The organism is Treponema succinifaciens DSM 2489 (assembly GCF_000195275.1).
In the GTDB taxonomy this organism is placed as follows: Bacteria; Spirochaetota; Spirochaetia; order Treponematales; family Treponemataceae; genus Treponema_D; species Treponema_D succinifaciens.
The window spans coordinates 637,805-660,299 of the sequence record NC_015385.1; the positions used below are offsets into that span (position 1 = coordinate 637,805).

A 22,495-nucleotide genomic window follows, 5' to 3' on the forward strand; every position below is an offset into this window, starting at 1 on the left:
GACTCTGCCATGAATGATGTTGAATATCAGATTGAATGTACCACACGAGACCTTGCGACATATCTCGTAAGGGATTTTTCTTTTACCGTGGAACAGGCCTTGCGTGCCGTGTACAACTCAGAACTCTACCAGAAACTCTGTGACCCAAAGACAGGACTTTACTTTCAAAGCCCCCTTTATGTGTATGACTATTTAAAGACCGAAATCAAAACAGGAAAACTACAATGAGCGCAAGTTACAAAAAACTCTGGAAAATCCTAATCGACCGCGACATGAACAAGAGCGACCTCATCCGCCAGGCAAAAATCACCAGCAACATCGTAGCCAAAATGGGCAAAGGCGAAGATGTTTCCATGGAAAGCCTCAGGAAAATCTGTATTGCGCTTGACTGCGAGATTGGGGATATTATGGAAGTGAATGCGGGTGATGGAGAGTGAAAAATGAGTGATATTTTTGACATAAAAGACATGACAGAAGAAGATATAAAACATGAATACATAACAACTGCCCTCGAAGCAAAGTGGGATGCAAAAAAAATCTCCATGGAAACAGAAATCTGGAAGGCTGTAAAAAAGCGCAATCAAAATCTTCATATTTCAGCATCTCCTCTCAACAATTTTACAGACGGAAAAGTCAAAATCAAAGGAAACATTCCAAGCCGCGACAAAGGAAAACGATGTGACTACATTCTGTGGTACAACAAGGGAACACCGCTTGCAATCGTAGAAGCAAAAGACAATAACCACGCATCTTCCTTTGGCTTACAGCAGGCTATCAGTTACGGAGTTTTGCTTGATGTTCCTTTCGTTTACACTTCAAATGGCTCAACTTTTTTTGAACACGATTTTACAACAGGCTTAGAAAAAGAAATCCCACTTTCAGATTTTCCTACCGCAGAAGAATTGATGGCCCGCTGGCGTGGAGTAAATGCAGAAAAGATAGCAGAAGTTGAAAACCGCATGGAATATGCGATTGACGGTAATGCTAAGTTTTATGATGTTCCTCTTTGTTTTGAAGAGAATCTTATGAACACTCCATTTTATTCTGGAGCAGATTGTTATCCACCACGTTATTATCAGCGTAATGCAGTAAACAGAACTCTTGAAGCAATTGCAAAACATCAGGCTCGTATACTCATTGCAATGGCAACAGGAACTGGAAAAACATATACAGCTTTTCAGATTGTATGGCGTTTGATTGAATCTGGAACTAAAAAGAAAGTTCTTTATCTTGCAGACAGAAATAATCTTGTGGATCAGTCTATTCAGCAGGACTTTAAGCCGCTTGATAAAGTAATTCACAAAATCAATTTTCAGAAAGAAGACAAATCTAAAATCTCAGCATATCAGGTTTACTTTGCTTTGTACCAGCAGCTAGATTCTACAAAACATCATAATGATGAAGAGGAAGAAACAGAAGAAGAGATTGAAAACGAACTTTCAAAGTATAAAGAATTCTTTACTCCTGATTTCTTTGATTTGATTATTGTTGATGAGTGTCACCGCGGTTCCGCAAAGGCTGACTCACGCTGGCGTAAGATTCTTGAATATTTTAATGGTGCAACACAGATTGGTATGACTGCAACTCCAAAGGAAACAAAGTATGTTTCTAACATTGATTACTTTGGCGAGCCGGTTTATTCATACAGCCTTAAACAGGGAATTGAAGATGGATTTCTTGCTCCGTTTAAAGTAATTAATGTTCACACAAATATTGATGACGGCTGGAGACCTAAAAAGGGGCAGAAGGATATTCACGGAAATGAAATTGAAGATCGGGAATATAATCTTTCTGATTATGATTACAACATCATTGTTCAAGACCGTATTGATGAAGTTGCAGCTGAAATTACAAAGTACCTGAAAGAAACTGACCCCATGTCAAAGACAATTGTATTCTGTCCTACAGAAGATGCGGCAGACAGAATGCGTGTTGCATTAAATAATTTAAATACTGATATGGTCTTAAAAGATAATCAGGGAAATGTAAAGGAACAGTATGTTGTCCGCATTACAGGAAGTGACAAATATGGAAAAGAAAAACTTGATTATTTTATTTCTGTTTCACAGCCTTACCCGGTAATTGCAACGACTTCAAAGCTCCTTTCAACTGGTAGTGACTGTAAAATGGTAAAGCTTATTGTCATTGATGAACTTATTAACTCAATGACTGAGTTTAAGCAGATTATTGGCCGTGGTACACGACTTCGCTATGATGATGGAAAAACTCATTTTACAATTATGGACTTCCGCAGAGTAAGCCGATTATTTGCAGACCCTGACTGGGATGGCGAAATTGAACAGGATGAAGATTTTGATCCGAAACCAGAACCTAAAATCCCTCCTGAACCAAAAGACCCAACAGATGATTCAGATGATGATGGAGATGGCCCTGATAATGTAGATCCTCCTACACCTAATCCAAAACCAATTATTGGAAAAGGTCAAATCAGAGTAGATGTTCTTCAGCGTTTAGTTTCTATATATGATACAGATGGAAAACTCTTGAAGCAGGAATCTATTGAAGATTATACAAAAGAAAGTATTCTTGGAACTTACCAGACATTGGAAAACTTTATTCAGACCTGGAACGGTGAGCAGAAAAAAGAAATCATCCGTAACATGCTCAAAGAAAAAGGAATTGATCTTGAGCTGATTAAGAAAGATCAGAACATGACAGATGTAGATGACTTTGATTTTATCTGTCATATTGCATTTAATCAAAAGCCTCTCACAAGAAGAGAACGTGCAGAGAATGTAAAGAAACGTGACATCTTTGGAAAGTACGGAGAAGCTGCCCGCGAAGTTATAAATGCACTTTTGGATAAATATGCCGAACTTGGCATTTATGATATTGAATCAACAGAGATTCTAAAACAGAATCCATTTACTAAATATGGAAAGCCTGCTCGTATTGCGGCTTTGTTCGGTGGAAATGACAAATACCGACAGGCAATAAAAGAACTTGAGAACGAATTGTATAAGGTAGCATAAATGGGAGCAAAAGAATTAAAAGCAGCTATTTTGCAAGAAGCGATTTCCGGTCGCCTTGTGCCGCAGATAGCCAGCGAAGGAAACGCGCGGGATTTGCTGGAAGAAATTAGGAAAGAAAAACTGTCACACGGATTGGATTTTGCTAACGCAAAATCTGGAAAAAGGAAATCAAAAAAAGAGACAGCGTTAGCTGACTCGAATCCGTGTGACATTAAAGAAGATGAGATTCCCTTTGAGATTCCAGAGAACTGGTGCTGGTGTCGGTTGGGGGAGATTGTTTATAACAACGGTCAAAAAATACCTGATAAAGAATTCAGTTATATTGATATTGGTTCAATAGATAATCTGCATCAAAAGTTAAATGATAAAGAAAACTTTGTTTCACCAGAGCAGGCTCCTTCGAGGGCAAGAAAAATTGTGAAAAAGGGTGATATTATTTATGCGACCGTAAGACCGTACTTACATAACATGTGCATTATTGATAAGGACTTTGAAAAAGAGCCTATCGCAAGTACTGGATTTGCAGTTTTAGCTTGCTATCCTCAAATAAATAATCAATATTTATTTTATTATTTACTTTCACCTTCATTTGATAATTACGCAAATGATACAGAAAATTCGAAAGGAGTTGCATACCCAGCAATAAATGATGATAAATTGTACAAGGGGGTTATTCCTCTCCCACCCCTTGCCGAACAAAAACGCATTGTTCGTGCTTTGGAAGCGATTCTGCCTGTTATAGACGAATATCGTAAAAAAGAAGAAGAACTTGCCAGACTTATTCTGAGTAGAAAAATAATATAAAAAAAGAGTCGGCGTTAGCCGACTCGAATCCGTGTGACAATAATGAGGAGACCATAAATGAGCAACTTAAGTAGTTTTGTAAAACGCATTCGAGATGTAATGCGTAACGATGCCGGTATTAACGGTGATGCACAGAGAATTGAACAGATAGCCTGGATGCTTTTCTTAAAGGTATATGACGCAAAAGAAGAAGACTGGGAATTTGAAGATGAAAAATACGAATCAATTATCCCGGAAGAACTTCGCTGGCGCAACTGGGCACATACTGAAAATCAGGGTGACGGGCTTACAGGTGACAAACTCTTGAACTTTGTAAACAATAAGCTTTTCCCAACTCTTAAAAATCTTGAAATCTCACCTGACACACCAATCCGCCAGAGTATTGTACGCACGACTTTTGAAGATGCAAACAACTACATGAAGGACGGTGTACTTCTTCGTCAGATTGTAAATATTATCGATGAGCTGGATTTTGGAAGCTACGAAGAAACTCACGCTTTTGGAGAAATCTACGAAACAATTCTTAAAGAGCTCCAGAGTGCCGGAAGTGCCGGTGAATTCTATACACCACGTGCTGTAACACAGTTTATGGCAAAAATGATTAAGCCTCAGATTGGTGAAACAATGGCAGACTTTGCCTGCGGTACTGGTGGATTCCTTTCAAGCTGGATAAAAGAACTTGAAGAAGTAAAAGACGCTAAAGGCAGCATTTCAAACGAAGAATCAGAAAAAATCTACAACTCAATTTATGCTGTGGAAAAAAAGCAGTTCCCTTACATGCTTTGTGTTACAAACATGCTTTTGCACGGCTTGGACAGCCCGAAAGTTTATCACGGAAACTCACTTATTTATAAACTTTTAGACTACACCCAGAAAGATGCCTTTGACGTAATTCTTATGAATCCACCTTATGGTGGAAGCGAAAAGGACGACATCAAACAGAACTTCCCTGCAGACTTGCGTTCAAGTGAAACAGCTGATTTATTTATGGCAGTCATCATGTACCGCCTTAAAAAAAATGGACGAGCAGCTGTAATTGTCCCGGACGGATTCCTGTTTGGAAACGACAATGCAAAGAACAATCTTAAGAAAAAACTTCTTACAGATTTTAATCTTCATACAATTGTCCGCTTGCCTGGCAGTGTGTTCAGTCCATACACAAGCATTACAACAAACATTCTTTTCTTTAATAATGAAGAGCCGACTGGAAAAACATGGTTCTACCGCGTAGACATTCCAAGCGACCGTAAGCACTTTAGCAAAACAAAGCCGATGGAATTAAAGCACTTTGACGATTGTATTGCCTGGTGGAACGATCGCAAGGAAATTACAGACGATGAAGGAAATCCAAAAGCAAAGTGTTTTACAGCTCAGGAACTTATTGATTCAAATTACAATTTTGATGTTTGCGGTTATCCTCACGAAGAAGAAGAAATATTGAGCGTTGCAGAAACAATTCAGAACTACGAAGAAAAACGTTCAAAGCTTAATGCTGATATAGATAATCTTCTTGCCCAGATTACAGAACTTCATCAGAAAGCACAGAAAGGGGAGTTGTAATGCCAGAGCGAACCTTGCAGAAAATTTTAGATGAATATTACTCACTCGGAATAAACAATCAAATAGACTGGGAAAAGTTTTATCTGTATTCAATCATTACTCATTCCACTGCAATCGAAGGCTCAACCGTTACGGAAGTTGAAGCCCAGCTTTTGTTTGATGAAGGAATCACTTCCAGTAAGCGGACAATTACAGAACAGATGATGAATCTGGATTTGAAGAATGCTTACGAATACGGAATAAAATGGATTATGCAGCATCCAGAAATCACAGTGAATTCGCTTATAAGCCTTTCGGCAAAAGTAATGGCACGGACTGGAAGCGAGTATCACACAATTACAGGTGATTTTTCTGCGGCAAAAGGAGAACTCAGAAAAGTAAATGTAACGGCAGGAATTGGCGGAGTCTCTTATATGGCGTATCAGAAAGTTCCTGCAAAGCTTGAATCATTTTGCCAGAAATTGAATGAACTCCGCAAAAATATAAATCCAAAAGACATTTCTTCTGTTTACAAGCTGAGCTTCTGGGCGCATTATGAACTGGTAACGATTCATCCGTGGGTAGACGGAAACGGCAGGATGAGCCGCCTTTTGATGAATCTTTTGCAGTGGGAATACGGACTCATTCCTTCAAAAGTTCTAAAAGAAGACAAGGCGGAATATATTCAGGCTCTCATAGACTCACGGGAAAAAGATGATGATAGTATTTTTATTGACTTTATGTTGAACCTTCATGCAAAACATCTGCAAAGAGAAATTGAACAGTTTAAGGCTTCCATGAGCGAAAATAATGAGAAAATGGTCGATAAATCGCTTTTGAAGCTAGAAATGGTCGATAAGTGGTCTGTAAAGCCAACTTTAGCCGAGAAACTGGTCGATATTTTGCATTTTATGAGCGATAAATCCCAAATCACTACAGAGGAACTTGTGCGGCATTTTGATTTTGCACCTACAACAGCCAAGCGTTACCTGCGCCAGCTGACTGAATTCGGCTACCTTGAAGCAATGGGCGGGAATAAGAACAGATGCTATAAACTAAAAGAAGGAGAACTGTAAACCCATCGAATTCGAGGGGGTTAACTGTAAATGTACAAAAAATCTGCTATAATATATAGGAAGACTTATTATGGATCAAAATGAATTGGATTCAACTTGTGGCGTTTCAGACGATGAACTCACAAAACGCTTTATTGAAGCCGTAAGAATAGAAAATGAAATAAAAAAAGCAAAGGGCACTCCAATTTCCTGCTACGACTCAGCAACAAATTCCGCTTACCTGCTTTATGCAGATGGAACAAAAAAATATGTGCGAGCAAATTAAGAAACCAGAAATTATTGAATATTTTTACTGGCCGAACGAGGACTGGAGCAAAGAGAAAATCCTGCAGCTTACAGGGATAACCCTATGACCGCCAAAGATTTGAAAAACGAACTATTACAGGAAGCAAACTCATGAATTTAATAGACATATCAACAAATCTTGCAGCTTCTCTTTTTCCTGATGAAACTTGGGAAGAACAATATAAAAATGTCTTTGTGGCAAATTCACGAAAACCCAAAAACTCTGAACAAAAAGCGGTATTTGAAAAAGAACTCCTGATGGCTCGCATTGCTTCCGACAATGGGCATATTGTATTCCTTCTTCCAGAAATTCCTATCAAAAAAAATCCAGACGCACTTTTGGATGCAGAATTTACTGAATTTAAGTCCGTTTCAGGTGGAGAAAATGCTGTTTCTCACAGATTTAGGGATGCATTGCATCAAGGACAGAATGTATATTTAAAAATTGATTCCAATATCACCGTAAAGCGTATAAAACAGATTATTGCAGGAGTATTAAAGGAAAAAGAGAATACAGGAAAAGTATATTGCTATATTACAAGACTTGATACATTTTATCAGTGGAATATGCAGGATTTAAAACATAACAAGGCACCAAAAGGTGCCCTTTCGTTGCCCCAGGCTGACAAAAATCAGGACTCGGACATTTTTAATATAGCAGATTTTGAGAAAAAGTCAAGCGAGGAACTAAAATGACCGCAAAAGATTTGAAAAATGCGCTTTTACAAGAAGCAGTGCAGGGAAAATTAGTTCCTCAGATTGCAAGTGAAGGCAACGCACGGGATTTACTGGAAGAAATACGGAAAGAAAAATTGTCACACGGATTGGATTTTGCTAACGCAAAATCCAATCCGTGTGACATTACAGAAGAAGAGATTCCTTTTGATATTCCAGAAAGCTGGTGCTGGTGTAGATTGGGGGAACTTGGAAATTTCGTCAGAGGTAGTGGAATCAAAAGAGATGAAACAACAAATACAGGTTTGCCATGTGTCAGATATGGTGAAATGTACACCACTTACAAAATAAAATTTTCAAAAACAAAATCATTTACCTCTAAAGATGTTTTCGAAAAATGTCATAAAATACATACAAATGATATTTTGATGGCACTGACAGGAGAAAACAAGTGGGATATTGCTCTAGCAGCAACTTACGAAGGAACTGAAGAAATTGCAATGGGTGGAGATTTATGTAAGTTTACGCCAATCAATTGTAATTCACTATTCCTTGTTTATTTAATTAATTCTCCGTATGGAATAGAATATAAGCGTAATACTTCAACAGGTGATATTATTGTTCATACATCTACAACAAAACTCGGAAACCTATTAATTCCTCTCCCTCCCCTTGCCGAGCAAAGACGCATTGTCGCTGCAATCGAAAAGTTCATGCCGCTCATAGAAGAATACGGCAAAAAAGAAACACAACTCAAAGCCATTAATGAAAAAATTGGCACACTCACAAAAAAGGCAATCCTGCAGGAAGCCGTACAGGGAAAACTTGTTCCACAAATAGCTGCCGAAGGAAATGCACGGGATTTGCTGGAAGAAATACGGAAAGAAAAATTGTCACACGGATTTGCAAATTCCTACGGAATTTGCAGTGAGAAAGGTAAAAAATCTAAAAGCAGTGATTTACGTAGTAAATCACAAATCCGTGTGACGAAAAAAGAATTGCCAGAAATTACAGAAGATGAAATTCCGTTTGATATTCCGGAGAATTGGTGCTGGTGTAGATTGGGAGAGATTTGCAAATTAATTGACGGTGAAAAAGTAAAAGAAGTGAAATTACCTTTATTAGATGCTAAATATCTACGAGGAAAAAAAGATGCGACTATTGTATCTGAAGGAAAAGTTGCTAATGTTAATGACTTATTAATATTGGTTGATGGAGAGAATTCAGGTGAAGTATTCGTTAATAAAGAAAAAGGAATAATGGGAAGTACATTCAAGCAGTTATGTATATGTGAAAAATTATATTTACCATATATATTAAAGTTTATTGAAATGCATAAAGAGCTATTACGAAATTCTAAAAAAGGTGCTGCTATTCCTCATTTAAATAAAGATATTTTCTTCGGATTATTATTGCCTCTTCCCCCACTATCCGAACAAAAACGCATAGTAGCTGCAATCGAAAAAATGCTGCCATTATGCGAGAGATTGGGAATATAAAAACTAAAATAAGCATACAGGAGATAACAATGTTTTTTAAGAAAAAGAATATTTTTAGAAATTTAAGTATTGAAGAAATCAAGGAAAAAACAAGAGTCTTATTTATTGATGATCAAAATAGGAATGATATTATCGAATACTTGAGCAAATCAGATTGGAAATGTAGACAATTATTTGAAAGAGATTTTGACACATTAGATGCAATTGATATAAAGGATTCCCATATTATTTGTGTTGATATTAATGGTGTAGGAGAAAAACTCGGTAAGAATAATGGTTTAGATATAGTAAAATCCATTAAGACAAAAACGCCAAATAAAAAAATTATAATTTATTCTAGTCAAACTACACAAAATATTTTTCATGAAGCTGTTGATTTGGCTGATAAAAAAATCTTCAAAAGCGCAGGTGATTTTGAAGTATTCAAAAATGCAATCGAAGAACTGTCTAAAACTATATTCAGTTGGGATGAGATGGTATTAACTTCGTATGAAAAAGTAAAACCCTATTATGGAGATGAGTTAACATTAGAACTCTATAAAACTAAACTTGAAAAAATGAGCTCCAAGAAAAGTTTTTCTGTTGAACAATTGGAAGTTGCATTTAAAATTTCAACAGGAATTGCAACACTTGTATTTGAGGGAGTTAAATTATTTAAATGATAATTTTGGGTGTGAATAATAATAATGATTTGATTTATGTTTATACAGAAGACAAATCAAAAATAGATTATTTGTTATCAGCAATAAAAAATAACAAAATAGAAAATTGTGTTTTTTTTAAAGATTATATGGTTATTATCAGGGAAAGAGATTCTGGAAAGTATTTCTTTTTTTATGATGAATATAGAAATTCAAAAGATGCAAAACATGCAACTAAAGTCTTACTTCCAGCGGTATTGAAATCAAATTCTATTCTCTCAAATAATCTAACATCATATAATGAAAGTGAGCACATTATTTTACACAATGCAAAAAACATCATTCATGATATTACTTCAAGTCTAAGGAAAGAATTAAACTATGATGAGTTAGTATATCAAGAAGATAAAGTAGATTATATAAATAATTTAGTACAAAAAAACACACTTCATTATGCTAGAGAATTACTTCGTTGTGAGAAAGCCTTGGAACAAGTTGCATTTGAATATAACTGCTTGGATTTAATAACTTCCGGCGAATTGCTTGATTCAACTGATAGAACCTGGGAAAAAGCTCATTCTTGCTTAGTTCAGGCCTTTTATATCTATGAAAATGAATTTAAGGAAAGAAATATAAAAGTAAATATCGAAAAAAACTATGATGAAATTTTTTGTAATTTTTTTTCTGTCAGAAGTTCATTTGCTCTTTTATTTGAGAATTGTAAAAAATACTGTAAAGAAAATACAGATGTTTCCGTTACGATTGAAAAACAAAATGATGGTTCAATGAAAATAGATTTTGATATGATAAGTGTTTTTAATACAGATCAAGAATTGGAAACAATTTTTCTAGAACATAAACGTGGTGAAGAAGCTGCAAAAAAAGAATCAGGAAAAGGTCTTGGAATGTTTCTTGTTCAGAAATTGATGGAAATCAATGGTTTTTCAATCTATATGAAAAAACTGCCAGATAAAGAAATTTTCTACAATAATATAAAATATTGTAGAAATTTAATTGTTATTGATATTCCTCAAAAATTTATAAAGTAAGATTGTACAAGAAAAATATATGGACCAAAAATTCCTAAAACGCCTTATTTTAGAATGTCCTCTTACAGATTTTTCACAAAACGGAAACGTTACTGAAAGACAATTGCAGCTTGATAAATATTTAGAACAATTCACTTCTTTCCTTTATGCAAATGAAAATCAACTTATCCAGCATTTCTGGCAGGATTATATTGCATCCTCAGAAATAGTATTGCTCCAGAATTCAAAAATGCTAAGAAGATGTTTTATTTTCCTGGATTGTGCTGCTGCAATTTATAACTATACGGCAAGAAAAAGCAAAGGTAAAAAGAATTCACAAATTGCAGAACATATTTCTGTTCAGCTTCAAAATGATTTGAATCAATATAAAAGCATTCTGCTTCTTGCAATGAATGGCTGCTTTAATAGCGTGATTGTAGAGTATCGTTCGCTATATGAAAGTTTTGTAATTGGACAGTATCTCGTTCAGAATCCTGATTTAGTTCCTGTTTATAAAGATCATCTACAATTTCTTAGATATCATCTTACTCAGCTTGTTGGAAACAGCACACCAGAATGGGATAAAATACACGATGAATATTTGAATAAATATGGTTCAGAGTTTGCAGAAAATTATGGTTGGACAAAAAGCAAAATTCCAAATAAAAAAGACAGAAAAATTGGAACTTTGGCAAAAGAATGTAATTTGGAAAATTCATTCACCGTTCTATACAAGTATTCTAGTAGTTATGTTCATTCTTCGGCCTTTTCAGTATCGACGAGACCAGATTTATCTCAGATAAAAATATTCTTTCAAGCGGCTATGCACTTTATCGAATCTGAGATAAATGATTATCTACGAGAAAGTAAACTGCCTGCAAAAGATGCAGTTATTATGCGGAATATCCTGGTATTTTTATATCAGGATTTTGAAAAACTAGATAAAAATCTAAAACGAGATTTATGATAATGCCCACAGAAAACAAAAGCGAAATCATAATTTTCAAGACCTCGGATAATACTGTTTCTATTGATGTCCGATTTGAGGGCGAAACTGTTTGGCTTACAATAGATGACATGTCCTCCTTGTTTGAAAGGTCCCGCTCAACAATAAATGAACATATCTTGAATATTTTTGAGGAAGGAGAGCTTGACAAAGAAAGCTCTGTGAGTAAAATCAGAATTTCCGATTTTTCTACCAAACCAACTAATTACTATAATCTTGATGTCATTATTTCCGTGGGGTATAGAGTAAAGTCGTTAAGGGGTACTCAATTCCGCCAGTGGGCTACAAAGCGCTTAAATGAATACATCCGCAAAGGCTTTACGATGGACGATGAACGGCTCAAGCAGGCTGGCGGCGGTGATTATTGGAAAGAGTTTTTAGCCCGCATCCGAGATATCCGTTTTTCTGAAAAAGTGATGTACCGCCAGGTTCTGGACTTGTACGCGACTAGCGTGGACTATAAGCCTAAATCGTCAGAATCAATTGCTTTCTTTAAGATGGTTCAGAACAAGCTTCATTATGCGGTGAATCGGCAGACCGCATCTGAAATTGTAATGGACTCTTGCATCAAGGCTTGTTCATTCCGGAGGATTTTTTTGTTTTAATATGAAAAGCGATTATCTTACTTCAAAGCCGGCGTTTTACGCGCTTTTTGTTTTTTCACTTCCGATTATAATTGGCAATTTGTTCCAGCAGCTTTACACGATGGTCGATTCTGCGGTCGTGGGGCGGTTTGTGGGCGAGCAGGCTCTGGCGGCGGTCGGCGCGTCTTATTCGCTTACGGTTGTTTTTATCTGCGTTGCGATTGGCGGCGGTGTCGGCTCTTCGGTGATTGTGAGCAAGTATTTTGGCGCGCGCAATTTTTCTGTGATGAAGACTGCGGTCAGCACTGCGTTTTTGACGTTTCTGGGAATCAGCGTTTTTCTTGGCGCGGTGGGAATTGTAATAAACCGTCCGCTTCTTGTGCTTTTAAAGACTCCTTCAGACGCGCTGGACATGGCTCTTGTCTATCTGCGGATTTATTTTCTGGGCCTGCCGTTTTTGTTCATGTACAACGTGATTTCCTCGATGTTCAATGCGATTGGAAATTCGCGGATTCCGCTTGTATTTCTGATTTTTTCTTCAGTTCTGAATGTCGCGCTGGACTTTCTGTTTGTAGCGGTGTTTAAGACCGGAGTTGCAGGAGCGGCATGGGCCACGCTGATTGCCCAGGGGCTTTCGTGCGTTCTGTCGTTCGCGGTTTTTATGCGCACGCTTGGGAAATTCAAGGATTCAGAAGATGGAGTTGAGGCGGCCGAAGAAACTTCCGACGGCGCAGTCTTAATGTCTGGCGGCGCAAGTTTTTCTGGCGGCGGAGCGAGACGTTACGGAAAGTTGGCTCGCGGCGGTTACAGAAAATTCAGATTTTTTGACGGACGCGAGCTTTCATCAATGGCGAAAATCGCGATTCCTTCTATATTACAGCAGTCCACCGTTTCTATCGGGATGATGCTGGTTCAGTCCGTGGTGAACAGTTTCGGCTCGGAAGCGCTTGCCGGATATTCTGCGTTCAGCCGCATTGCGTCGATTGCGATTGTTCCTATGGCGGCGTTGAACAATTCAATGTCATCTTACACGGCGCAAAATATAGGGGCAGGAAAACCGGAGCGCGTTGTAAAAGGCTACCGTGCGGCGAATCTTATGGTCGCGTTTTTTGCGGTAACGCTCTGCCTGTGCATTGAAATTTTTTACCGTCCGCTGATTTCTCTTTTTATCGGGGACGGCGGAAGCGAGACTGCTCTGCGCACAGGACAGGCCGCGCTGCGCTTTGAAGGATTTTTTTACTGCTGGATAGGATTTAAAATGGCCTGCGACGGACTTTTGCGCGGAGCGGGCGACATGAAAGTATTTACGCTTGCAAATTTAATCAATCTTTCAATCCGCGTGGTTGTCTCGGTCGTATGCGCTCCGCGGTTCGGAATTGAATGGGTCTGGTATTCCGTTCCGATGGGCTGGTTTATGAACTTTGTAATTTCGTTCGCGGAATACAGAACCGGAAACTGGAAAAAAAGATTATAAAAAAATAAATGCCGCCTGACCATAAAACATCCAGGGATGAATTAAGTAGTCCGGCGGCCATCGCTATAAGATATAACAGCTCCTAGAATTCGTTTCCCGGAAAGCGCGGAATCAAATCTGTAGCTTTTTTTATTTCCTCATCGGTCGGAATGTAGTCGCTCATCGTTCCGTTGTTGAACGCTTCGTAGGCTTTCATATCAAAGTAGCCTGTTCCTGTAAGACCGAACAGGATTGTCTTTTCTTCGCCGGTTTCCTTGCATTTTAAAGCTTCGTCGATTGCAACCTTGATTGCGTGGCTTGATTCCGGTGCCGGCAAAGTTCCTTCCGAACGGCAGAAAAGCTCAGCCGCCTTGAAAACTTCCGTCTGCCCAACGCTTCTTGCCTCAATGTAGCCGTCGTGGTAGAGCTGGCTTACAATCGCGCTCATTCCGTGGTAGCGGAGTCCTCCCGCGTGGTTTGCGCTTGGCATGAACTGCGAGCCGAGCGTGTACATTTTCTGCATCGGGCAGACCTCGCCTGTGTCGCAGAAGTCGTAGGCGAACACTCCGCGCGTAAGGCTTGGGCAAGATGCAGGCTCAATCGCGATGAACTGGTAGTCCTTTTCACCGCGCAGTTTTTCTCCCATGAACGGGCTTATAAGTCCGCCCAAATTCGAGCCGCCGCCGGCGCATCCTATTATTACGTCCGGCTTGATTCCATACTTGTCCATCGCGGCCTTTGCTTCCATTCCGATTATCGACTGGTGAAGCAGAACCTGGCTCAAGACCGAGCCAAGAACGTATCTGTAGCCGTCATGCTTTGTGGCGTATTCCACCGCTTCCGAAATCGCGCAGCCCAAAGAGCCGGTGCATCCCGGATATTCGGCGTTAATCTTTCTTCCTATTTCAGTTTCCATGCTTGGAGAAGGAATCGCCTGCGCTCCGTAAGTTCTGATTACCTCGCGGCGATGAGGCTTCTGTTCATAGGAACACCGAACCTGATAAACGCGGCAGTCCAGACCAAGATATGCGCACGCCATGGACATAGCGGTTCCCCACTGGCCGGCTCCTGTTTCCGTAGTAACGCCCTTTAGTCCCTGCTCCTTTGCGTAGAATGCCTGGGCGATTGCCGAGTTCAGCTTGTGGCTTCCTGATGTATTGTTTCCTTCAAACTTGTAGTAGATTTTTGCCGGCGTTCCGAGCTTCTTTTCAAGGCAGTAAGCCCTTGTAAGCGGAGAAGGACGGTACATCTTGTAGAAGTCCAGAATTTCCTGAGGAATCGGAATGTAGCGGTCGGTTTCGTTCAGCTCCTGCTTTACAAGCTCCCTGCAGAAAACGTGCTCAAGCTCTTCCGCAGTGCAAGGCTTTAGCGTTCCCGGATTTAAAAGCGGAGCAGGCTTGTTCTTCATGTCGGCGCGCATATTGTACCAGAACTGTGGCATCTCTTCTTCGTTCAAGTAGATTTTGTAAGGGATTTTCTTTGTATCCATAAGTTCCTCCTGTAAGGTGTAAAGTTTGCAACGCAGCAGCCTGCGGTTGTTTTGTTTCTATGAATAGTAATATATAAGTCTTTTATGATTCTGTCAATAGTAACGAAGCTATGCAAAAAAAAATATGAGCGGCAGACATTCTTGCTTTCTTTATTTTTTTCTCCGTTAAAAATGATTTATTCGCCGGAATCAATGAATAAAATCCTGTTTTTCAATAAGGATAAAAATGCCGAAAAAGATAATAGAAAATAATTTACAAGGAGTTGCACTATGAACGAAACATTAAAAAATCTTGAAACACGCAGAAGCTGCCGCAAATTCAAGCCTGACATGATTTCTGAAGAAGATTTGAATGCTGTAATCCGAGCCGGAACTTTTGCGCCGACCGGAAAAAATCTTCAGTCGCCAATAATTATTGCGGTTACAAACAAAGAGTTTCGCGACAAAATCAGCGAAGAAAACCGAAAAATCGGCGGCTGGAGTGAAGGCTTTGATCCGTTTTATGGCGCACCTGTGATTTTAATTGTTCTTGCCGATAAAAGCGTTTCTCCAAACTACATTTACGATGGCTCGCTCGTTATGGGAAATCTGATGAATGCAGCGAAAAGTTTAGGACTCGGCTCAATCTGGATTCACCGCGCAAAGCAGGAATTTGAAAGCGATTTTGGCAAAAAAATTCTTTCAGACCTTGGAATAAAGGGCGATTTTGAAGGAATCGGGCACGTTGCACTTGGTTACGCTGCCGAAGGCGGAGAAGCAAAAGCCGCTCCTCGCAAAGAAAACTACGTTTATTGGGTGAAGTAAAAATGCACTTTCATTGCTCGGTTATGCCGGGCAATGTCAATATGAAATTTTCTGATTTTAATTTTTACTGAACTTTTTTGTACCAGTTGATAACTTCGCCTAGATTTTCCGCGCAAACTTTTTCTCCGCCGTGAAGCATAATTTCAAGCATTTCATTTTCCTGCTGTGTGCGGTCTGTTTTTGCTCCAAGTTTTTTTGTTATCATTTTTACCATCAGGTTCATCATAAGGCGGTAGATTCCGTGCAGTTTTTTCACATCGAAATTTCCCTGCAATGTGAAAAGAGGAATTGCAACTGGAACAGAAGTTTTTTCGCGGATTTGTTCTGTGCGTGTTCCAGTTCGTTCCATGCCGACTGCGCAGACTGCTTTGATTTTGTATTTTTTTGCAGCCGCCTTGTAGCCTTTTACTTGCGCCGCCATTATCCAGCCAAGATAAATGATTTCGCTTCCTGCCTCGACTTTTGACTTTGCTTCTTCCATTGAAAATGCTGGAAGTCCGGTTTGTTCCGCGAGCATCTTTGCGTATTGCGCCGTGCTTCCTGTGTTTGTTGTGTAGATGATTGCTTTCATTTTTTCCTCCGAAATTATTTTGATTATTTTTCAGCCCGTTCTTTTTCGAGCCGTTCTATAAAATTTTTTATGTGATTTTCAAGCTGAACAAAAACTGATTTTTTTGCGTTCTCTTCTGCGCCGTCATAAACGCTGTAAAGAATAAAAATTGGTCCGTAAAATTCAAGCGCAAGTTGTCTTGCTTTCGGCTTTGATTTTGTCATCTTTTTGAAAATTTTTGTCATGTATTCAAGCGGTCCGGTTCCAAGATAATTCTGATAAAGGTCAGACATTTCCTTGCTGCGGAACTGTTCCAGCGTAAGCATTTTGCGGAACTTTGCGGAAAAATTTTCTTCCGTCCAATGCCTGAATTGCGCAATACTGTACTCGCGGATTTTTTCAGTTGGAATATGAATGTATGCTTCTGCGAATTTTTTTTGTTCAGTTTCTGGCATTTCGTATTTTTTTGCGCGCTCCAAGTCAAGCTTTGCCATGCGTTCAATAATCTGCTCAAGAATTTGTTGTTTGCTTTCGTAATGTTTATAAAGTGCGCCCTTTGTGATTTTTAGTTGAGACGCAATGTCGCTCATGGAAGTTCCTAAAAATCCGTTTTGTGAAAAAAGTTCAAGCGCAGTTTCTATAATTTGCTCTTTTGTTTCGCAGGACATTTTATCTCCGTTTTGAATTTTGATATTAAGTAACCGTTCGTTTACTTATGAATGTATTTTAGTTACCAAGCGGTTACTTGTCAAGATGAGTTAATTTTTTTTGACAAAGTATTTCTAAAGCGAATACTTTAATTTGGGGAATTTTTTCAAGTTGTCATAAAAAACTAACAAAAAACTTATGTATTTTTCATTTGCTTTATTTAAAAAGAGTGCTAAAATATTTTAAGAAATCATTTTTTCGGAGGTAATTATGAAAAAAATGCTGAAACTTGCTGCGGCGCTTAGGTTCGCGTCTGCCGTAATACAGTGCAAGGTTCTTCTTTTCCGCGGATGTCTCCAAAAACCTATGGATAAAATCGTCCACTATGCAATATAATGTAATCAGGCTGTTTTTAGTCATGGCATTCCCCCGTTTGAAATGTATGGCAAGGCAGTAGAAAACAGCGAAAATCTGGTCTAAAAGCGATAGAAGCTATTTCATATCTTGCCATCGTTCTTTTGTGAGGCAGTTTGTGTGTCCAATCCGCACCTCGTTTAAAAGGGGAACAGGAATTTCGTTGTAAGTATGGTGAAAGACGAACTTCAGTTTTTCCTGCGTGCGCTTTGATTTTATGTTTCCGTCGTAGTAGCCGCACCAGATTTTGTTCATCCCAAGTTCTTCGAATCCACGGCGAATTAGTTCAGCTGCTGCTTCGGGAATGTAGCCTCTTCCCCAAAACGGTTTTCCTATCCAGAATCCAAGTTCGCATTCATCATATCGTTCGGTCATGTCGGTGTACCCGTTGAGTTTGAGTTCGACTGCTCCGATTGCCTTGTTGTCTTCCTTTTTGCATACGGCATAACATTCGCTTCCGCAGAAAACGTTTCTGATAACTTCAAGGCTTTCTGTATCGGCTTCAGTCCATCTACGCAAAATCAGACGTTCCGTTATTTTTGGAAATGCCGAAAGTTTTTTGTAAAAAACGCCGTCCCAACATTCCGTTCAGTCAAAGTTTCCTATTTTGATTTTCATTTTTCAAGCGCAGAAATTATAGAATGAAAAAATCAGTTCCTCAACCTTTGCAAAATTTTTTAATTGACTTGATGACAACAGGTCTGCATTTGTTTTATCATTAATCAAAATTGAAAACGAGAAAATAAATTTTATGCAGAAAAATATTTTTGTTCCAGAGCATATTGTGCATCCGTTCAGTCCGTTTTTTTGTGAAGATTCATGCGTTCTTATTGTGGGAAGCCTTCCGTCTGTAAAGTCGCGGAAAAATGGATTTTACTACGGACATCCGCAGAACCGTTTTTGGAAAATGCTTGCCCTTGTTTTTTGCGAGGAGATTCCGAAGTCTACAGAAGAAAAGAAAAATTTTTTGAGGCGGAATAAAATCGCAGTTTACGATTCAATCAAGGAATGCACAATTTGCGGCTCATCTGACAGTTCAATCCGAAGCGTTGTTCCTTCCGACATAAAATCGATTATTGAAAATTCCAAGGTCAAAAAAATTCTTGCCAATGGAAAAACTGCCGCAAAATATTTTCTAAAATATCAGGATGAAAATTTGTGCTCCATGCTAAAAACGCTTCCGTCCACAAGTCCTGCCAACGCTTCATTTTCCCTTGAAAAACTTGCGGAAATTTGGCGTGCGGAATTTGAAAAATAAATTCAAGTCATTTTTTTTGCTTTTCAAATCCCATAGAAAATATTTTCAGTTTGTTCTATAATACTGCCACATCATTTTTTACAGAGGCTTTTTATGTCTAACTATCCTTTTCAAAATATCGAAGTAAAATGGCAGAAGTACTGGGAAGAAAACAAAACTTTCCGCGTAGAAGAAGACAAATCATTTTCAAAAGAAAAACGCAGATATATTCTTGATATGTTTCCGTATCCGAGTGGTGCGGGGCTTCATGTAGGACATCCTGAAGGCTACACTGCCACAGATATTTACAGCCGCTACTTGCGCATGAACGGCTACAATGTTTTGCATCCGATGGGATATGATTCATTCGGGCTTCCTGCTGAAAACTATGCGATAAAAACTGGAACTCATCCTTCAATCACAACAAACGCTAACATTGCGAATTTTACACGCCAGATAAAAGCTCTTGGATTCAGTTATGACTGGGACAGATGCGTTTCAACTTGTGAGCCTGAATATTATAAATGGACTCAGTGGATTTTCCTTCAGCTTTACAAAAAAGGCTTGGCTTACGAGGCTGCAACTCCAATCAACTGGTGTCCTTCCTGCCTTACAGGTCTTGCAAACGAGGAAGTAAAAGAAGGCAGGTGCGAAAGATGCGGTGCAGTTGTAACACGCAAGACAATCCGCCAGTGGATTTTAAAAATCACCGATTACGCAGAACGTCTCCTTGAGGATCTTGATTTGCTTGACTGGCCTGAAAGTGTAAAGCTCATGCAGAAAAACTGGATTGGAAAATCTTGCGGTGCGGAAGTTGAATTTGAAGTCGCTGGCAAAGACGGAAACGGAAGCGGAAAATATTTGAAAGTATACACAACAAGAGCCGACACGCTTTTTGGCTGCACTTACATGGTAATGTCACCGGAACACAAAATGCTTAAGGAACTCACAACTCCAGAGCAGAAACCGGCAGTAGAAGCTTATGTTGAAGAGGCCGCAAAAAAATCCGACCTTGAGCGCACTGACTTGAACAAGAACAAAACAGGAGTCTTTACAGGAAGCTACGGAATTGATCCTGTAAACGGAGCGAAGGTTCCAATCTGGATTTCTGATTACGTTTTGACTTCTTACGGAACTGGCGCGATTATGGCTGTTCCTGCGCACGATGAGCGCGACTGGGATTTTGCAAAGAAATTCAATCTGCCGATTATAAAAGTAATTGCTACAAAAGAAGACATTGTTTCTCTTGGCGGTGGAGATGAAAAGAAAGGCGCGGAACTTTTACAGGCCGCTTCAAAAAATCCAGAGGAATACAAAAAGCTTGTTGATGCCCACCCGGAAATTTTCTGCGTGGCAAACGAATGCACTTCCGCAAAGGACGGATATTCAATCAATTCGGAATTCATTACAGGAAAAAGCACAAAAGACGCGATTCAGGAAATGATAAAATTCCTTGAAGAAAAAAAATGCGGAAAGGCAACTGTAAACTACAAGCTCCGCGACTGGATTTTCAGCCGTCAGCGTTACTGGGGAGAGCCAATTCCTCTTGTTCACTGCGAAAAATGCGGATGCGTTCCAGTGCCGGAAAAAGACTTGCCTGTAAAGCTTCCTGATGTAAAATCCTATCAGCCAACAGGAACTGGCGAAAGTCCTCTTGCCGCAATCGAATCCTGGGTTAACACGACTTGCCCTAAATGCGGAGGAAAGGCAAAGCGCGAAACAAACACAATGCCTCAGTGGGGCGGCTCATGCTGGTATTATCTTCGCTACCTTGATCCAAAAAACAATTCAGAGTTCTGCTCAAAAGAAAAAGAGGAATACTGGATGCCGGTTGACCTTTATGTAGGCGGAGCTGAGCACGCGGTTCTTCACCTTTTGTATGCAAGATTCTGGCACAAAGTTCTTTACGACATAGGAGCAGTTTCAACAAAAGAGCCGTTCCATCGCCTTATAAACCAGGGACTTATAACTTCGTTTGCATTCCAGCGAAAAAACAAAACTCTTGTTCCAACTGACGAAGTTGAAGAAAAGGACGGAAAATATTTTGAAAAGGCGACAGGCGAGCAGGTTGAGCAGATTATCGCCAAGATGTCAAAGTCGCTCAAGAATGTTGTAAATCCTGATGAAATGATTCAGAAGTACGGAGCCGATTCTGTGCGTATGTACGAAATGTTCATGGGACCGCTCACTGTTTCCAAGCCATGGAACACGCAGGGACTCGTAGGAATAAACCGCTTCCTTGAAAAAGTCTGGAACATAAGCGAAAAGCCAATGGACGAAATCGACATAAAAGGCAAGCTTGAAGACAAAGCTCTTGTTGCGCTTAGAAAAACTTTCGCCCAGACAATCAAAAAAGTTACGGAAGACACTTCTTCTCTCAGCTTCAACACCGCAATCAGCCAGATGATGATTTTTATAAACGAAGCTTCAAAGTTCAATTCACTTCCAAAAGAAATGTGGAAGGATTTTGTTCTTATTCTTAGCCCTTATGCTCCTCACCTTGGCGAAGAGCTTTGGCAGAAACTCGGCGGAACAAAAACTGTGGCTTACGAAAAATGGCCTTCGTTCAGCGAGGAATTCTGCAAGGAAGACAGCATTCAGATTGTCGTAATGATAAACGGAAAACTCCGCGACAAATTTGAAGCTGCTCCCGGAACAGACGATGAAACGCTCAAGAATCTTGCTTCCCAGACAGAAGGCTATAAAAAGTTCACAGACGGAAAGACAATTGCAAAAGTCATTGTTGTAAAAGACAAGCTTGTAAACATCGTGGCAAAGTAAATGAACTCGACAAGCTTAAAAGCCCATTACATCAAAGTGGCAGGAGTTGTGGCTCTTGTTGGAAATGCAGTTCTTGCCGCTGTGAAGTTTTTGTTCGCATATCTTTCAGGTTCTCTTGCGGTTGCAGGTGATGCAATTGACAGTTCCACCGATGTTCTGATTGCGCTTGTAACTTTGTTTGTAAGCCGCATAATTCAGCAGCCTGGTGACAAGGAGCATCCTTGGGGGCACGCAAGAGCCGAAACTACTGCGACAATGGCCTTGGCTTTTATAATTTTCTTTGCGGGCGCGCAGATTGTACTTTCCGCAGCAAAAAAAATTATCCTGCATGATTTTCAGGCTGAAACTTCACTTGTGGCGGTTTATGCGGCCGTTGTTTCGATTGTGGGAAAATCTCTTCTTGCTTTGATTCAGTTTCACTACGGAAAAATCGCCGAAAGCGAAATTGTAAAGGCAAACGCCCAGAACATGAAAAGCGACATAATGCTTTCCGCGGCAGTTCTTGCAGGCCTTTTATGCTCCGAATTTTTTAAGCTTCCTTTCCTTGACCCGGCAATTGCGCTGCTTGTGGGGCTTTGGGTTATAAAAAATGCCGCCTCCCTTTTTGCGAGGATGAACCTTGAGCTTATGGATGGAAACGCCGACAGCTCGCTTTATAAAAAACTGTTCGATGCGGTTGCGACAGTTTCTGGTGTTCAAAATCCGCATAAGGCAAGAATCCGCAGAATGGCTTCAAGCTTTGACATTGACTTGGACATTGAAGTTGACCCGTCGCTTTCCGTTTACGAGGCGCACGAGCTTAGCGAGCAGGTTGAAAGTGCAATCCGCAGGAAAATTCCTGAAATTTATGACATTGTGATTCATGTTGAGCCGAAAAATTCCGATTTGCATCAGCCCAAGGAAGAATTCGGCTTGAATCCTCAGAATTTATGAGGAATATTTAATATTCTTTTGGAAAATTCAATATTTGCGAAGAATAACTTATATCC

23 protein-coding genes are annotated in these 22,495 nt (G+C 39.5%); 19 read left to right on the forward strand and 4 right to left on the reverse strand.

The features are described 5' to 3' along the window. Positions 1-9: 9 nt before the first annotated feature. The 14 genes from TRESU_RS02960 (at position 10) to TRESU_RS03025 (ending at position 13,604) form a co-directional block, all read left to right on the forward strand. Positions 10-228 (forward strand): hypothetical protein, encoded by a 219-nt coding sequence (locus TRESU_RS02960; RefSeq protein ID WP_013700829.1) that lies wholly within the window; start codon positions 10-12, stop codon positions 226-228. After that, complete coding sequence (locus TRESU_RS02965; protein ID WP_013700830.1) at positions 225-437, forward strand: helix-turn-helix domain-containing protein; 213 nt, start codon at positions 225-227, stop codon at positions 435-437. Before TRESU_RS02960 ends, TRESU_RS02965 begins: the two co-directional genes overlap by 4 nt. A 3-nt stretch (positions 438-440) precedes the next feature. Next, positions 441-2,993, forward strand: coding sequence for an EcoAI/FtnUII family type I restriction enzme subunit R (gene hsdR, locus TRESU_RS02970; RefSeq protein ID WP_013700831.1), 2,553 nt, complete (start codon positions 441-443; stop codon positions 2,991-2,993). Further along, positions 2,994-3,797 carry a restriction endonuclease subunit S gene (locus TRESU_RS02975; protein WP_013700832.1) on the forward strand — a complete coding sequence of 268 codons (804 nt, stop codon included), beginning with the start codon at positions 2,994-2,996 and terminating at the stop codon, positions 3,795-3,797. A gap of 57 nt (positions 3,798-3,854) precedes the next feature. Further along, positions 3,855-5,357, forward strand: a complete 1,503-nt coding sequence (locus TRESU_RS02980) for a type I restriction-modification system subunit M (RefSeq protein ID WP_013700833.1) — start codon at positions 3,855-3,857, stop codon at positions 5,355-5,357. Further along, positions 5,357-6,412 (forward strand): Fic family protein, encoded by a 1,056-nt coding sequence (locus tag TRESU_RS02985; protein WP_013700834.1) that lies wholly within the window; start codon positions 5,357-5,359, stop codon positions 6,410-6,412. The genes TRESU_RS02980 and TRESU_RS02985 overlap by 1 nt, the downstream gene beginning before the upstream one ends. A gap of 70 nt (positions 6,413-6,482) precedes the next feature. Further along, complete coding sequence (locus tag TRESU_RS02990) at positions 6,483-6,677, forward strand: hypothetical protein (protein WP_013700835.1); 195 nt, start codon at positions 6,483-6,485, stop codon at positions 6,675-6,677. A gap of 131 nt (positions 6,678-6,808) precedes the next feature. After that, positions 6,809-7,393 (forward strand): CdiA C-terminal domain-containing protein, encoded by a 585-nt coding sequence (locus TRESU_RS02995; protein ID WP_013700836.1) that lies wholly within the window; start codon positions 6,809-6,811, stop codon positions 7,391-7,393. Beyond that, a complete protein-coding gene (locus tag TRESU_RS03000) occupies positions 7,390-8,871 on the forward strand; it encodes a restriction endonuclease subunit S (protein ID WP_013700837.1) in 1,482 nt (493 codons plus the stop codon). Before TRESU_RS02995 ends, TRESU_RS03000 begins: the two co-directional genes overlap by 4 nt. 29 nt (positions 8,872-8,900) lie before the next feature. Beyond that, on the forward strand, positions 8,901-9,533 hold the full coding sequence (locus TRESU_RS03005; RefSeq protein ID WP_013700838.1) for a response regulator: 633 nt from the start codon (positions 8,901-8,903) through the stop codon (positions 9,531-9,533). Continuing rightward, the gene (locus TRESU_RS03010; protein ID WP_013700839.1) at positions 9,530-10,561 is read left to right on the forward strand and encodes an ATP-binding protein; all 1,032 of its coding nucleotides are present in this window, start codon (positions 9,530-9,532) and stop codon (positions 10,559-10,561) included. The genes TRESU_RS03005 and TRESU_RS03010 overlap by 4 nt, the downstream gene beginning before the upstream one ends. Before the next feature lie 19 nt (positions 10,562-10,580). Then, complete coding sequence (locus TRESU_RS03015; RefSeq protein WP_013700840.1) at positions 10,581-11,507, forward strand: DUF5677 domain-containing protein; 927 nt, start codon at positions 10,581-10,583, stop codon at positions 11,505-11,507. Continuing rightward, positions 11,504-12,151, forward strand: a complete 648-nt coding sequence (rhuM, locus tag TRESU_RS03020) for a RhuM family protein (RefSeq protein WP_013700841.1) — start codon at positions 11,504-11,506, stop codon at positions 12,149-12,151. Before TRESU_RS03015 ends, rhuM begins: the two co-directional genes overlap by 4 nt. Before the next feature lies 1 nt (position 12,152). Then, positions 12,153-13,604, forward strand: a complete 1,452-nt coding sequence (locus tag TRESU_RS03025; RefSeq protein WP_013700842.1) for an MATE family efflux transporter — start codon at positions 12,153-12,155, stop codon at positions 13,602-13,604. Positions 13,605-13,686: 82 nt separating this feature from the next. Here the strand turns inward: TRESU_RS03025 and TRESU_RS03030 are convergent, their stop codons facing one another. After that, positions 13,687-15,072, reverse strand: a complete 1,386-nt coding sequence (locus TRESU_RS03030) for a TrpB-like pyridoxal phosphate-dependent enzyme (RefSeq protein ID WP_013700843.1) — start codon at positions 15,070-15,072, stop codon at positions 13,687-13,689. A 270-nt stretch (positions 15,073-15,342) separates the two neighbouring features. On the opposite strand from TRESU_RS03030, the gene TRESU_RS03035 reads away from it, so the two are divergent. After that, on the forward strand, positions 15,343-15,876 hold the full coding sequence (locus TRESU_RS03035; RefSeq protein ID WP_013700844.1) for a nitroreductase: 534 nt from the start codon (positions 15,343-15,345) through the stop codon (positions 15,874-15,876). A gap of 64 nt (positions 15,877-15,940) precedes the next feature. Here the strand turns inward: TRESU_RS03035 and TRESU_RS03040 are convergent, their stop codons facing one another. Both TRESU_RS03040 and TRESU_RS03045 read right to left on the reverse strand, forming a co-directional pair. Then, positions 15,941-16,447: a flavodoxin domain-containing protein gene (locus TRESU_RS03040; RefSeq protein ID WP_013700845.1), complete on the reverse strand. Its 507-nt coding sequence runs from the start codon at positions 16,445-16,447 to the stop codon at positions 15,941-15,943. 23 nt (positions 16,448-16,470) lie between these two features. Beyond that, a complete protein-coding gene (locus tag TRESU_RS03045; RefSeq protein ID WP_013700846.1) occupies positions 16,471-17,094 on the reverse strand; it encodes a TetR/AcrR family transcriptional regulator in 624 nt (207 codons plus the stop codon). 250 nt (positions 17,095-17,344) lie between these two features. Between TRESU_RS03045 and TRESU_RS15800 the strand changes: the two genes are divergently transcribed. Continuing rightward, on the forward strand, positions 17,345-17,470 hold the full coding sequence (locus tag TRESU_RS15800) for a hypothetical protein (RefSeq protein ID WP_013700847.1): 126 nt from the start codon (positions 17,345-17,347) through the stop codon (positions 17,468-17,470). 96 nt (positions 17,471-17,566) lie between these two features. On the opposite strand, the gene TRESU_RS03050 is transcribed toward TRESU_RS15800, so the two are convergent. Next, positions 17,567-18,007: a GNAT family N-acetyltransferase gene (locus tag TRESU_RS03050; RefSeq protein ID WP_013700848.1), complete on the reverse strand. Its 441-nt coding sequence runs from the start codon at positions 18,005-18,007 to the stop codon at positions 17,567-17,569. A 232-nt stretch (positions 18,008-18,239) separates the two neighbouring features. On the opposite strand from TRESU_RS03050, the gene TRESU_RS03055 reads away from it, so the two are divergent. The 3 genes from TRESU_RS03055 (at position 18,240) to TRESU_RS03065 (ending at position 22,439) form a co-directional block, all read left to right on the forward strand. Then, a complete protein-coding gene (locus tag TRESU_RS03055; RefSeq protein WP_013700849.1) occupies positions 18,240-18,746 on the forward strand; it encodes a DNA-deoxyinosine glycosylase in 507 nt (168 codons plus the stop codon). 93 nt (positions 18,747-18,839) lie between these two features. Then, entirely contained in the window at positions 18,840-21,506 is a 2,667-nt protein-coding gene (gene leuS / locus TRESU_RS03060) for a leucine--tRNA ligase (protein WP_013700850.1), read from the forward strand. Next, positions 21,507-22,439 (forward strand): cation diffusion facilitator family transporter, encoded by a 933-nt coding sequence (locus TRESU_RS03065; RefSeq protein ID WP_013700851.1) that lies wholly within the window; start codon positions 21,507-21,509, stop codon positions 22,437-22,439. It abuts the gene before it with no gap. Positions 22,440-22,495 lie beyond the last annotated feature (56 nt).